This is a genomic window from Brevibacillus sp. MS2.2, from assembly GCF_013284345.1.
Classification (GTDB): Bacteria; Bacillota; Bacilli; order Brevibacillales; family Brevibacillaceae; genus Brevibacillus; species Brevibacillus brevis_C.
This window is the reverse complement of sequence record NZ_JABSUZ010000008.1, coordinates 184,886-197,745: the sequence shown is the minus strand read 5'-3', so window position 1 is coordinate 197,745 and position 12,860 is coordinate 184,886. Positions and strand designations below refer to the sequence as shown.

Genomic DNA, 12,860 nt, shown 5'->3' with positions numbered 1-12,860 from the left:
TCTTGTAATGAGGAGGTATTCCTGTGAAAAAGCGAAACAGAGCTGCCATGTTTGTGTTGGCAGTCAGCATGGTCACGACACCAGTGGCACTTCTGCATCCGTTGTCTTCTTATGCGTATGATGGCAAATCGAGTCTGGAACCCATTCAGTTGCCAGAAGACATCGCTCACTTGTTAACAGAATTGAAAGAGGACTATGTGCCTCTCATGAAGGGCCTTCATGTGGACTCATACGGAGGGACAAGCAAATCGGGGTATGTCATTAATCTCTCGGATCGAAAGAGTATCATTACCACGAATACGACGCTCACTATCTCCACAAATGCAGAGGGAGATATGACCAGTTTTGTCCTGCATGATGTGAATCGGGACAAAACAACTAAAATCAATCAAAAGGAAGCCTATCAAAAGGCTGTGGACTTTGTTCGGAATTACATAGCAGTTGACCATGTTATTTCCCCGCGAGCAATGCTTTCTTACGATCGTGCATCTGAGCTAGATCATCTGGCGGTTGTCAGTGTCTACCCACAGTTGAACAACACATGGGTGGACAAAGAGACAGCACGGGTCATGGTTGACGCAAAGGGTCAGGTTGTCCATTTTCAGCAAGAAAAGCTAAAGCTTCCTACCGCAGAAGAAGTAGCGGACCCAAGCAAGACTGTAGCGCTTGAAAAGGCAATGAAGGAGTGGCAAGACAAGGTATCCTTGGAATTGGTCTACGATGAGTCAGCGGGCAAGCTCGTTTACGTGCCTGACCAATTGCCAACGATAGATGCTCTGACTGGCGAAGAAGTTCCGTCTGTGTATAAAACAACGAATGAGACGATGAAAATCAAAGGAACAGCAGACATGGGAGTCTGGCGAGATACGAAAAAAATGGAGCAGATGCTCGAGAAGGATTTTGGCCTGAAGCTGAATCAACGCACGTACAAAAATGTAAAAGAAGACAAGAAGTACAAAAACAGTGACATCGATCGCCATGAATGGAATGCAAGCTCGTATCAAAGCGCGTGGATTACGATCGACCGTAAAACAAAATCACCCATTGAATTCAAGCTGGACGGTCCCGTAGAAAAGGAGCTTGAGAAGCCGCTCACACATGATGAGGCAAAAGACATCGCCGTACAATTTGTGGAAAAATACTTATTGTCCAAAGAACAATCTTTCTCCGTAAAAGAGACTAGTCTGGTAGAAAATCTGCCGGGCTGGGCGGATCAAAATCTGGTGCGACCGATCAGTAGTTTTGCTTTTCATCCTGAGATTGATGGTATCCCAACCAAGAGGCCACTGTTTTACATGGAAGTGGACGCAAAGAAGGGCAATGTAGTCCTTGCTCAAGTAAATGAGCTGCCGTCCATGCCTGCTACCATCAGGAAAGACGGTATTATCAAGGATGAGAAAGCAAAGGACGCGTATGTCAAAGAAGCAAATCTGCGCTTGGCATACTGGTATCCGAAGGTAGGTACGCATGCAGCGAAACTGCCGCAGTTGGCCTATTTACCGACAGCAGATGCCAAGTCTTTGCAGATCAATGCTGCTACGGGTGCAGTGGAAGAAATCTGGCTGGAATGGAAAGCTACCCCATAACCAAAACCCGATATGGTGTAGAAGCCATGTCGGGTTTTCCCTTTCATCATTATCGGAATTCATAAACACTTCAAGGCAGGTAGGATTTTTTTTCTTTTTGTAGAATATCTTCTTGATTCCCATTTGATTTGGCAAACAATGCCGATCACGAGAAGGAGAAAGTGCAATGAAACGGCCAACTTATACCCTACCAAGTATTGTAAAAAAGGTATTCCGGCCCGGTGAGCGCTCCCTTCCACGTACGGAGATCTGCTCCCGGATGGAAGCGAATGAGCTGAATGCTTTTTTGGATCTGGACTGCGAGACAATACTGGAAAAAGTGTTGAACATGGAGCAGTCTCCAGTGCGGGTTGGAAGCTCTGAGGCGATCGTAGAGGTCACTCACCAGCCGCATCAAGTGTACGACTTGGCTCATCGCTATTTGCGCGATAGCCAAACACCCAAAAAGCTTGAGCAAATTGTCGCAGAGCTGCGTCGTCAAACGCAGTTTGGCTGGAATCAGATTCTTCGTATGTTGCAATTGGAACGCGATCCTCGCTTTGTGCAATATCAAGGCGACAGCAGATGGTTTTTGGCAGAGTGGACTTTGGGCAATGACCAAGTGTATGCGTTTTGCCGCGACAATGGCATTACGCAGGTAGCTGCTCGCACATTAGTCCATTTTCTGGAGCAGGAAGTTGGAATTGCTGCAGATGCTGCTTTTCTCCCTGCGCAAGATGACCGCTTCCGCATTGACGGTGATACCATGTACATCATTGCTCGTAGCGAAGATTCCAAGGAAGAGCAGGCGGCCCTCGAGGTTGCAGTGGCTGCCCCTTCTGTATCGATAGGAAACAGCGAGTCCGTCTCAGAAGAAATTGCATCGGAAGAACCAGCGAATCCCTTACACCAGGTGGAAGAACAACAAGAACTACTATTTACCAAGGAGGATGCTACTATGTCTACCATTACCAACCAGCAAGTTCTCGAGGAAGTACAAAAACTGATGCAAGAAGCTATCAACCGCTTGGAGACAAGAAATCAAGAAATGTCCCAAGAAGTTGTCGCTCATTTTCAACAAAGCAATATGCAAGCTATAGAAGTGCTAATGAAAGAGAAACATAAGCATGAGCAGATCGTACTTGGCATTCAACAGGTGCTAGCGACCAGTGAACAATGAGTAAACTTGAGGCTACGATCCGGTTAGAGCAGAGATTTGCCATCCTGCGCGATGTTATCGCGGGCTATCGGATTCGCCTTCAAGACATGGAGAAGGAAGTGGTGGAGCTTTTTGCCACGAACCAACTCTCTGCTATTTCAGCATGCATGGGCGAGAAGCAGCGCATCGTCAGGTTGATGAATCGACTGGAACAATTTATTGTTCAATGGGAAAGCAACAACACGGATGTGGGTATCGCACATGAACCAAAGCGAGAACACTTGAACACATGACGAATAATGCGGTAAAATAGGGGGATTGTGCATGATTCCCCGCGCATGCCGCGTGGGATGGAAAGGAGATCCAAACCCTCTATGTCGGTAGGAAGAAACGAACTGTGCCCTTGTGGGAGCGGAAAAAAATACAAAAAATGCTGTGGGGTTGTCACTCCTATTACGGAGCTGCGTAGCCGCCATGAGCAAAAGCTGCAAAAAGAATACGCTGGCTGGGTCGAAAGACTGAACCATTTTGTCGGCGCAAATGTAACCAGCGAGACGATTCAAGAAGCGCGGAATCGTTTTGCCGAAGAAGTAGGTTTGACCCAAGAGAGCGTCGCACGTCCTGAGTGGGCAGCCCATTTCTTCAACTGGTGTGTATTGGACGTCAAAACAGGTGGAAGCACGCTGCTTGAGAACTATATCAAACAGCATGGACGTCGGATGGAGCCTGATCTTCGCCGTGCGTTTGCTGGACTACACCTGAATGTTTATGAAATCGTGGAAGTGGATCGTGATGTCATCACGGTTCAACAACCGATATCGGAAGAAAAACACTATCTGCTTCGTGCCAATACGTTGAATGTTGTCCCTGGACAATTGATCGTAGGGCGCCTGCTGAATCTAGGTCTGCGTGATATGCTCTTCTCTGGCAGCATCATCTTGCAGCCACATGTCAAGGAAAGCCTGCTCGAGTGGTTACATCAGCATCCAGAAGTAGAAGCGGCGAAGGCAGATACGAGCAAGAGAAGCTATACGACAGAGCTGTATCACTTCATCGTTCAATTCGGGGAAGCGGCAAGCGAGTCGGAAGCACCGAAGCAAGAATCGCTTCTGCGTCGTACCTATGCTTTGCCAGATCGTAAGCAGCTGCTGAAAGTAATCGAGTCGAACCCTGCATTTGAGCTGAAAAAACGAGATGGTGCTCGTGAGATATGGGTATATGCGACACGCAAGGAAGAGCATTTGTTCCCGAATTTAAAGGATGCCTTGCTGGAGCTATACGAAGTACAGGCAGAAGTGATTTTGCAGGATGACAGCCTGGTTCTGGAAGGGTATCCACCGCAGTTGGACGAAGTGGCAGAGCTTTTGCTGCTGCTTGCATTTGAGAACGAAGAGGAGATTCGCGTTCTTACTTCAACAGGTTCTCGTTTGTCCAAAGGAACTCTGTTCATCACGAGTCAGCCTACTATGCCACCAAAAGTGTTGCAGTGGGCAGTCCAAACCTATTTTGCTGAAAAATGGCTGGTTACTTCCCATGAACAGCTCGATGATTTGGCTCCGCTCTTGGTTGCGGCTACAGAAAACGAGGAGTTGCATGAAAAACTCCATAAGCTGATGGAGCAAATGGAACAGGATCATAAAATCGGACAAGGCTTGGCTCGCTTTATCCGTATGGACATGCTACGTCCGCGCCTCTCGTTGTCAAATGACAGCCTGCATGTGCATAACCTGCTGCGCCGTCCGTTGATCGAGGGGTTGCCGGAGAGTGTGTACACCGTACATCCTGACAGACTTGCGGACATCAGTCGTTTCGTGCAAGAGATGACCGAGGGCAAATCAGAAGCAACCGTCAAAAAGTACGATGAGGTCATGAACAACTTCCGTTCATTCGTCAGAGGAGCGTTTGGCCCATCTTTCACATGGGAGCAGCTGCGCAGAGAGGACCTGGTATACTTCCTCGTCCACGACATTTTCACGCGCACGGACGCAACGACCAAAACGTTGGCAACAAATTTGATGTCTGTTTTGACGGCGTTCTTCAAGTGGCTGGATAAGCAGGGACCATACGCGCTTTATCCTGTCATGCAGCCATTGTTCGCCGAGTTGAAGGAAACATTGCCGGAATCCTATCGCCTGCGTGGTGTGCTGGAAAAGGAAGCGACTCAAAATCTTTACAGCAACCCGATGGCGATCAAAGATATCACGGAAGAATCCATACTCGTGCAAGAAATCACTTCATCTGGTTGTACGGCAAAACGTGTGAATGGCGAGACAATCAAGCTGTCTATTGGCGCTGATTTGGGTGCTATGCTGGCAGCAGATTGGATGATCCACGGCTTGTTCGGTCAAGGTGAGGATGGTACTTGGAGACTGTATGGTACGCCTGAGGTGTATCCACCAGTCATTGCCCAAGTGCTGGGCGCACCAACAGGTGTATTGGTTTAGATCCCTAGCATTAACAAAAACCCGAGGATTTGTGTCCTCGGGTTTTTGTTTTGACTTTTCTTTGGTATAGATTAGTGAGCCCATTCGCGGAGTGTCTTGTCTTTCGGCAGGAAAAAGCCCATAAACCCAATCAACGGGAGGAACGAACATAACAGAATGACAAAGCTCAAACTGTAGAGATCGGCGAGATAGCCGAATATGAGAGCGCCCATGCCTCCCATTCCGAACGCAAGCCCGATAATCAGCCCGGATACGGTACCGATTTTACCAGGCAGTAGCTCCTGTGCGTATACAACCGTGACGGAGAAGCTGGAAAGCATGATAAAGCCACTAATCACCAGCAATGGAAAGGCCCAAAAGCCTGAGACGTAAGGCGTCAGCAATGTCAGTGGAAGTGAACCGAGTGTGGAAATGATGAGCAAGTTCCTTTTTCCGAATCGGTCAGACAGCGGTCCGCCAAAAAATGTCCCAATCGCTCCTGCGAAAAGAAAACCAAAAATGACGAGCTGTGCATTGGCGTAATCCATATCTTTCACATACATCAAATAAAACTGGTAAAAGCTTTGGTAGCCAGCATTCATCCAGGAACGCACACTGACGATGACAATCAGGAGGCCGAGGGCAATCAGCCTCTTGTTCCGATTCGTATACGTGACTGGTGCGGTAGTAGCCTTTTTCAAACGCTGTTGTCCACGATACCAGAGAGCAACATAGAGCAAGATGCCGCTAGCTAACAGCGCGGGCAGCAGAAACCAGGCAGCCCCAGTCTGTCCCAGGTTCGCAAAGACCAGGATGGTCATCAAGGGAGCGAGTGCTTGCCCAGCATTTCCACCTACTTGAAAAATGGATTGCCCCAGCCCTCTGCGAGGACCGGATGCCAAGTGAGCGAAGCGTGAGGCTTCTGGGTGGAAAATGGCTGAGCCAATTCCAACACAGGCGACTGCTAGGAGAACGAAATAGTAATTGCCCGAGAAAGCGAGTGCCAGCATCCCCAAGCCCGATACGATCAAAGCCAGTGGTGGCAATAAAGGGATCGATTTGCGATCGGAGAAGTAACCGACGAATGGTTGCAAAACAGATGAAGTAAGATTCATGACGAGTAAAATCATTCCGACTTGTGTAAACGTTAATGCCAGATTCTTCTCTACAATAGGAAGTAATGCAGGGATGACCGCTTGCAAGCTGTCGTTTAACAGATGCGCAATGCTAATGGCAAAGAGCATGCGATAGACAGTCGGTGCCGCAGTCCCTGCGGGTGTAGAGTGAATGGGTGTCGATGAGGCACTCATGTCAGTTCATCCCCAACCTTTCTTTCGTAACTTACTTTTTTCATTTTTCTCAATGTAGCACGGATTCTACAGGACGTCATCCATGAATAACCGGAATATAGTGGTTCGAAATAAAGAATTTGATCTGTCAGGAAGTTTTTAAAAAGGTAGGTAAATGGGGAGATGCTGTCGAAAAAAGAGAGGAGCACAATGGACTAGACCATGAGCAGAAGGCTAGGGGGAATGCTGGAATGCTGGAAGGTATAACAGAATACTGGCTATGCGTGGGAGGAGCCAATGTTGACGTGCAGGGAATCACTTCTGCTAGACTGTTGCCTGGAACAAGTAATCCGGGTGAAGTGCATCAAGCAGCAGGCGGTGTAGCTCGAAACGTGGCGGAAAATCTCGGATGGCTAGGAGAAGAAGTGCAGCTGTTTGCTCTGGTGGGAGAAGATGCAGATGGCGAGTGGTTAAGACAAGTCACAGCAAATAGTGGAGTGGCTACCCATGGTATGCTGCGAATCGCAGGGAAATCGACTGGGCGCTATTTGGCTATTCGTGATCGTGACGGTGAATTGTACACGGCTGTTGCAGATATGGAACTAAATGAAGAGTGGCCAGCGGAGATTGTCCAGCAAGGTCTCAAGCGCTTGCCGCAGGCCGCAGGCTTGTTTCTGGATGCCAATCTTCCCGTCGAGGTTATGCGGGCATTTTTGGCGGAAGCCAGAAGACTCGACAAAAAGATCATCGTAGACCCTGTCTCTGTGAAAAAAGCAGAAAAATGGAAAGGGTTACTTGAAGGTGTTCATATACTTGTCGCGAGCATTGATGAACTGGAAGTGTTGGGTGGCCAATCGCTTCATTCCTATAATGATGTGGAAATATGCGCGAAAAAATTGGTGACAGAAGGTATCCATCAGGTCATGGTCATTTGTGGGGAAGCAGGGCTGTGGCTTTGCACCGCACATGAGAAAAAATGGCTTGCTGCCCCGGCTATGCCGATTCGAGAGTCAGCAGGAGATGCGTTTGCCGCGGGTATCATTTATGCGCAAAACAAAGCGCTGTCCCTTACAGAACAAGCAGCTTTCGGGGTTGCTCTGGCAGAGATGAGAACAAAGGGAAATGGCCGATATGATATCGATACCCTTTTGGCACGAAAAGATTACTATGCCGCAAAAGAAAGACAGATCCTCGACAGAGAATGAAAATACATAGCTTGACGTACACTACCCGTTAGTTGGTACAGAGGAGGAGTGTATGTCATGGAAAAGAAATCGAATGATGTAAACGGAAAACAAGAGAGCCATGTTCGGCAGGGCGGAGATTCACATCGCTCCAAAAACAAGCGTCCTGAAGGTCCTGTACAAGGGTTTAGTCAGGCGCCACGTGGCTTGCAATAAGCCAAAAGTTATATATGCAACTAAAGTCCCCTTATCGACAAAAAGATGGGGGACTTTTCGTTTAAAGGAACATTTTTCTACAAATGCAGACAACGATATGGTACAATACCTGAATCAGAGTATTGCCAACTGAAGAAAATAGTGGTGCATATTGTCGAGTGGCACAATTCAAAATCGTGCCTCCCTTTACTTTGTCAAAAAGCGTGCGCGAACAAGGAGACTGATTCATATGCCAGATACTGTTGTGAAAACACGCGCTTCAGCTTCTCGAAAGAAACAGCCGAGCCGTAATCGAAAAATACGTAAACTCGTGGTATCCCTCACATTGATCACCTTGCTGCTGGTTGGCGGTGTGGCTGGAGCAATTTATTGGAAAATTGAAGACACTCTGACGGAAGTAACGAGCCCTGCAAACAGCGGATTTACTTCGCCAGTATCCCAAAATGTCGATCCTGTATACTACTCGGATAAGCCAATGTCGTTCGTCTTGCTTGGTTCTGATACCCGTCCTGAAACAGGTTCCATGAATACAGACGTAATGATCGTGGCAGTTGCCAATCCAAAGACGAAGAAAGTTACCATGGTATCCATTCCACGGGACACACGCGTCAAGATTCCAGGCTATCGCGACTACCATAAGATCAATTCTGTCTATGCCAATGGTGAAGCAGAACGCAGACAAGCAGAGCGCAACAACAAGACGGTTACCGAAGATGGTATTTCCTTAACGAAGAAAACGTTGAATGAAATACTGGGTATTCCGATTGAGCATTTTGTAGCGATTGACTTCGATGGTTTCAAAGCGGTCATTGACGAATTAGGTGGTGTGGAAGTCAATGTGGATCGCAGACTGGTATACGATGATCCAACTGACGATACACACATCAATCTCCAGCCAGGACTTCAAAAATTGAATGGTGAACAAGCACTTGGTTATGTACGACATCGTCATGACAACCGTGGAACGAAGTACTACTCCAGTGACTTCGACCGTAACCGTCGCCAACAAGAGGTCATCAAGGCTGTTGTGGACAAAGCGGCTTCTCTTGAAGGGTTGACGAAGATCTTTAACGTCATGGACGTAGGCGCCAAGAATATACATACCGATCTTTCCAAGGATCAGATCAAAGGCTTGGCCTACGATTTCAAAGGATTTAATTCCTCTACGGTCACTGCATTGGATAATGGGGCATATTGGCAGGGAGGATACACCTATCTCGAAAAAGAAAAGCTCGAGTCTGTTCGCGATTCCTTGCAATCAGAGATGGGATTGAGTGAGAGCGTCGTAGCGCTCAATAATTCGCCGATACTCGGTGCCGGTGAAGCGGTAGCGACAAGCAACAAGAAGAGCGTCAAGAAGAAAACGACAGAATCAGCTGCGTCAACACCAACGAAACAAAAAACGGAGGCTCCGAAAGAACAAGAGCCGACGAATCCAACAGACAATCAAGACGGTACGGCAAATGAAGGCGCAATGCCGCCACCTGATGTCGTAAACCCAGAAGGGCAAGGCCAGTCGACAGATCAAGGTCAGGGAGCGCAGACGCCTGCGACTGATGCAACACAATCTCCTGGGACTGTACCAGCAGGTAACAACGGCAACAACTCTACTCCACCGCCGGATATCATCCCGCCGTCCAGTCAGGATGCTGGTCCTGCAACGACAGATAGTCCGAACACAAACTCCTAACGAGTACGAAAAACACCCGTTCATCACGAGCGGGTGTTTTTATTTGTCGATTCATCAAAAATTTTTAAAAATTCGTTTATGGAAAAGGTTTAGAAAACACCAATTTCGTGGTACAATAATAATATGCTGATAAGACAGATTAATCAGATAATTATTACTGACTGGAGGGATTTCTATGACGATTTTCTTGGTGAACCTGTTCCTGGTGATTGCTTTTGTGTACCTGATCAGCCGCCAACAAAACGAAGAGTTTGTGTATGATGAAGATTTTTTCCTCCAGAACCCTTCAGCTTTGGAAGAATATCAGCAGATGCCGATTGATTTCCAGCATGCCTTTTTCCGCAAGCATAAAGAGTGGATTAAGGAAAAATATATGCGCGGAGAAAGCTACATTTTAGGTTACTGTCCAAACAAAGAAGTACGTCGTGCGTGGCTGTCCGAATTCATGAATCAAAAAAATATGAACAATACCCCGACCCCTTCCTCGTGAAGGGGTTTTTCGCATTTGTAAAACTCGTGCTATACTGCAACGAGAGGAAATCGTGAAACAGGAGGAAAAATGTACGTGCTACAATTTATGGTGGAAAAACTAAATCAACAGTTACATACGCATGGAATGATTTCGGATATCGTCTTGCGCTCCGATCATTCGTTGTTGGAAGAATCGGAAGGGCAAGAGGTTCTGATCACGTTTTCCGAGGCGGAAGATGAGAAGCAACCAACGGCGACCATCCATCTGTTTTCGCTTGCGGAAGAGGACAGTTGTGAAATTGAGGTGGAAATTGACTATCCTTATAGCTTACAAGATGAAGAGATTCAACACTTATGGACACAAGCAAAAAGCTTGGTAGCTGAGTGCTCGCTGACAGAAAAGCGCCGCTTTGTGGAGCATGGCAAGCAGGCAGAAGCCAATGTCGTACTGGATTATCATTTTGTTGTGCAGATGCCGCGAACAGAAGCTGAGGATATCGTATTTACAGAAACCATCGCAAGATTTTCTGCAGATTTAGGAATGCTCGTAAAACTCGGCACATAAAAACATAGGCTGTACATAAGAAATAAGGAAGCTCAGGCGTAATGCCCTGAGCTTTTTGCATGAATGGATGAGGAAGGAGGAATATGAGGAGAAGAGAGAGAATCGTATAGATAATGAAAATGAATGAGCATTCACTCGTTAAGGGGGGCGTTTAACGTGGAACTTTCAAAAGTATGGGAACCGATTCAAATTGGTTCGATGACGTTGCCAAATCGGATTATGATGGGGTCCATGCACGTTGGATTTGAAAAGCTTCAGAATGGTGTAGCGCGGCTTGCTACCTTTTACGCAGAGCGTGCCAATGGAGAGGCAGGTCTGATCGTGACAGGAGGGGCTGCCGTACATCCAGAAGGCGGCATGGGCGACGAGTATTGCAATGTATACAAAGACGAGGATATCGAGAAATTGCGCCTGATCACGAAAGAGGTTCATCAAGCCAATGGGAGAATTGCGTTGCAGCTGTTCCATGCTGGGCGTTATGCCTACAAGGAAGCAACAGGATTAGACCCGGTAGCACCATCACCATTGCAGGCGCCGATTAACCGTTGGAAGCCGAGAGAGTTAAATGCAGAGGAGATCGAAGCAACGATCCAATGCTTTGCTGATGGTGCCGTCCGTGCTAAAAAAGCTGGTTTTGACGCCGTAGAAATTATGGGTTCGGAAGGATACTTGATCAATCAATTTTTGTCCCCTGTGACCAATAAGCGAGAAGATGAGTGGGGTGGGGACTTTTTACGCAGAGCCCGTTTTGGTATTGAGGTGGCTAACCGTGTCCGCCAAGCAGTCGGACCGGATTATCCGATCATCTACCGGATGTCGGGATTGGACTTGATGCCAGATAGTACGACGATGGAAGAGACATTGCAATTTGCCAAAATGCTGGAGGAGGCAGGAGCTGATGCTCTCAATGTCGGAATTGGCTGGCATGAATCACAAGTACCGACGATTGGCATGATGGTGCCGCGTGGAGCATATGTATGGGTGGCGCAGCAAGTCAAGCAGGTCGTGAACATCCCGGTTATCGCCAGCAATCGAATCAGCGACGTGCGTCAGGCTGAAAAGATTTTGTATGAGGAATGCAGTGATATGGTTTCGATGGCCCGTCCGTTTTTAGCGGACCCGTATATCGTTCAAAAAAGTAAAGAAGGACGCTTTGATGAAGTAAACACGTGCATTGCTTGCAATCAAGCCTGTCTCGATCATATTTTTGAGGGGAAGGTAGCCTCCTGTCTGGTCAATCCTCTCGTGGGCAGAGAAGCAGAGTGGCAGTTGGTTCCGGCGGAAAACCGCAAGAAGGTAGCTGTAATCGGTGCGGGGCCTGCTGGCTTGGAGGCGGCTCGTGTGCTGGCAGAGCGAGGGCATCAGGTGATCATCATAGAGGCCAAAAAACAGATCGGTGGACAATTAAACTACGCCAGACAGGTGCCGGGTAAAGAGGAATTTAATGAAACGCTTCGCTATTATCAGACAGAGCTTGCGCGTCTTGGTGTCGAAATAAGGCTGGGAACACTGGCAGAGGCAGAAGCCCTAATCGAAGAAGGCTTTGCAGAAGTTGTGGTAGCAACGGGTGTCATTCCACGGCGTCCAGAGATTCCAGGTGTGGAGCTCGAACATGTGAAGGGGTACGATGCGGTATTTGAAAAGCGCGCCAAGGTTGGTAGACAAGTAGTCATCGTCGGTGCGGGAGGAATCGCATGTGATTTGTCCCATTTACTGATGCACGACGAAACGATTTCACCGAAGGCAGCGGAGTACTTGCAGGAGTATCGGATTCTCGATGGAAGAGCTGTACAGCAACTGCAACAGCGAAAACGAAAAATCAGCATGCTGCGGCGAGGAAAGCATGTCGGATCGGGCTTGGGCAAAACGACGCGTTGGGCAGTTCTCTCCAACCTGAAGCGACGGGGCGTAGAGATGCTGACACAAATTGAATACAGCCGAATTGCTGAAGAAGGGGTGTATTTCATTCAGGATGGGGAGGAACGCATGATTCCTGCTGATACGGTCATTGTAGCGGCTGGAGCGACCTCCAACAATTCGCTATACCACGCATTGCTGGATCGGCTACCTGTGCACCTCATAGGCGGTGCTAAAGAAGCGGGAGAGCTCGATGCCAAGCGCGCCATTTTGGAGGGGGCGACCGTAGGAAGAGCGATTTAAGGGATGAAAGATTCTCTATTTCGAAAACAACGGTGATCGGATATGATTAAGAAAAGTATGTCGTCTTTTTAGAAGTTTTGTCGAATCGCTTTTCAACATCCGCTAATTTTTGCAAAATGAAGTTATACTGTTCAAATT

Annotated in this window: 11 protein-coding genes; 10 read left to right on the top strand and 1 reads right to left on the bottom strand. The window is 47.7% G+C overall.

The genetic code is table 11. From position 1 onward, the window contains the following. Nucleotides 1-23 precede the first annotated feature (23 nt). The 4 genes from HP568_RS10160 (at nucleotide 24) to HP568_RS10145 (ending at nucleotide 5,168) form a co-directional block, all read left to right on the top strand. On the top strand, nucleotides 24-1,586 hold the full coding sequence (locus tag HP568_RS10160; protein ID WP_173628994.1) for a YcdB/YcdC domain-containing protein: 1,563 nt from the start codon (nucleotides 24-26) through the stop codon (nucleotides 1,584-1,586). A gap of 166 nt (nucleotides 1,587-1,752) precedes the next feature. Continuing rightward, complete coding sequence (locus HP568_RS10155) at nucleotides 1,753-2,745, top strand: hypothetical protein (protein WP_048033923.1); 993 nt, start codon at nucleotides 1,753-1,755, stop codon at nucleotides 2,743-2,745. Further along, complete coding sequence (locus HP568_RS10150; RefSeq protein ID WP_056485582.1) at nucleotides 2,742-3,017, top strand: hypothetical protein; 276 nt, start codon at nucleotides 2,742-2,744, stop codon at nucleotides 3,015-3,017. The genes HP568_RS10155 and HP568_RS10150 overlap by 4 nt, the downstream gene beginning before the upstream one ends. 81 nt (nucleotides 3,018-3,098) lie before the next feature. Beyond that, nucleotides 3,099-5,168, top strand: a complete 2,070-nt coding sequence (locus tag HP568_RS10145) for a YecA family protein (protein ID WP_048033921.1) — start codon at nucleotides 3,099-3,101, stop codon at nucleotides 5,166-5,168. 71 nt (nucleotides 5,169-5,239) lie between these two features. Here the strand turns inward: HP568_RS10145 and HP568_RS10140 are convergent, their stop codons facing one another. Next, nucleotides 5,240-6,457 (bottom strand): MFS transporter, encoded by a 1,218-nt coding sequence (locus tag HP568_RS10140; RefSeq protein WP_173628993.1) that lies wholly within the window; start codon nucleotides 6,455-6,457, stop codon nucleotides 5,240-5,242. A 230-nt stretch (nucleotides 6,458-6,687) separates the two neighbouring features. Between HP568_RS10140 and HP568_RS10135 the strand changes: the two genes are divergently transcribed. The 6 genes from HP568_RS10135 to HP568_RS10110 all read left to right on the top strand — a co-directional run bounded on the left by HP568_RS10135 (nucleotide 6,688) and on the right by HP568_RS10110 (nucleotide 12,722). Further along, nucleotides 6,688-7,641 carry a carbohydrate kinase family protein gene (locus HP568_RS10135; RefSeq protein WP_048033919.1) on the top strand — a complete coding sequence of 318 codons (954 nt, stop codon included), beginning with the start codon at nucleotides 6,688-6,690 and terminating at the stop codon, nucleotides 7,639-7,641. A 57-nt stretch (nucleotides 7,642-7,698) separates the two neighbouring features. Continuing rightward, nucleotides 7,699-7,836, top strand: a complete 138-nt coding sequence (locus HP568_RS10130; RefSeq protein ID WP_007717021.1) for a hypothetical protein — start codon at nucleotides 7,699-7,701, stop codon at nucleotides 7,834-7,836. Nucleotides 7,837-8,065: 229 nt separating this feature from the next. Continuing rightward, entirely contained in the window at nucleotides 8,066-9,526 is a 1,461-nt protein-coding gene (locus HP568_RS10125; RefSeq protein WP_048033918.1) for an LCP family protein, read from the top strand. A gap of 175 nt (nucleotides 9,527-9,701) precedes the next feature. Next, nucleotides 9,702-10,016: a hypothetical protein gene (locus HP568_RS10120; RefSeq protein WP_007717017.1), complete on the top strand. Its 315-nt coding sequence runs from the start codon at nucleotides 9,702-9,704 to the stop codon at nucleotides 10,014-10,016. A 75-nt stretch (nucleotides 10,017-10,091) separates the two neighbouring features. Further along, entirely contained in the window at nucleotides 10,092-10,562 is a 471-nt protein-coding gene (locus tag HP568_RS10115; protein WP_048035902.1) for a hypothetical protein, read from the top strand. Nucleotides 10,563-10,718: 156 nt separating this feature from the next. Next, a complete protein-coding gene (locus HP568_RS10110; RefSeq protein WP_173628992.1) occupies nucleotides 10,719-12,722 on the top strand; it encodes an oxidoreductase in 2,004 nt (667 codons plus the stop codon). Nucleotides 12,723-12,860 lie beyond the last annotated feature (138 nt).

Excerpts from the sequence above, each read along its gene's own strand:
- HP568_RS10155 (WP_048033923.1), top strand. The coding sequence starts at position 1,753 with ATGAAACGGCCAACTTATACCCTACCAAGTATTGTAAAAAAGGTATTC.
- HP568_RS10150 (WP_056485582.1), top strand. The coding sequence starts at position 2,742 with ATGAGTAAACTTGAGGCTACGATCCGGTTAGAGCAGAGATTTGCCATC.
- HP568_RS10145 (WP_048033921.1), top strand. The coding sequence starts at position 3,099 with ATGTCGGTAGGAAGAAACGAACTGTGCCCTTGTGGGAGCGGAAAAAAA.
- HP568_RS10140 (WP_173628993.1), bottom strand. The coding sequence starts at position 6,457 with ATGAGTGCCTCATCGACACCCATTCACTCTACACCCGCAGGGACTGCG.
- HP568_RS10135 (WP_048033919.1), top strand. The coding sequence starts at position 6,688 with ATGCTGGAAGGTATAACAGAATACTGGCTATGCGTGGGAGGAGCCAAT.
- HP568_RS10130 (WP_007717021.1), top strand. The coding sequence starts at position 7,699 with ATGGAAAAGAAATCGAATGATGTAAACGGAAAACAAGAGAGCCATGTT.
- HP568_RS10125 (WP_048033918.1), top strand. The coding sequence starts at position 8,066 with ATGCCAGATACTGTTGTGAAAACACGCGCTTCAGCTTCTCGAAAGAAA.
- HP568_RS10120 (WP_007717017.1), top strand. The coding sequence starts at position 9,702 with ATGACGATTTTCTTGGTGAACCTGTTCCTGGTGATTGCTTTTGTGTAC.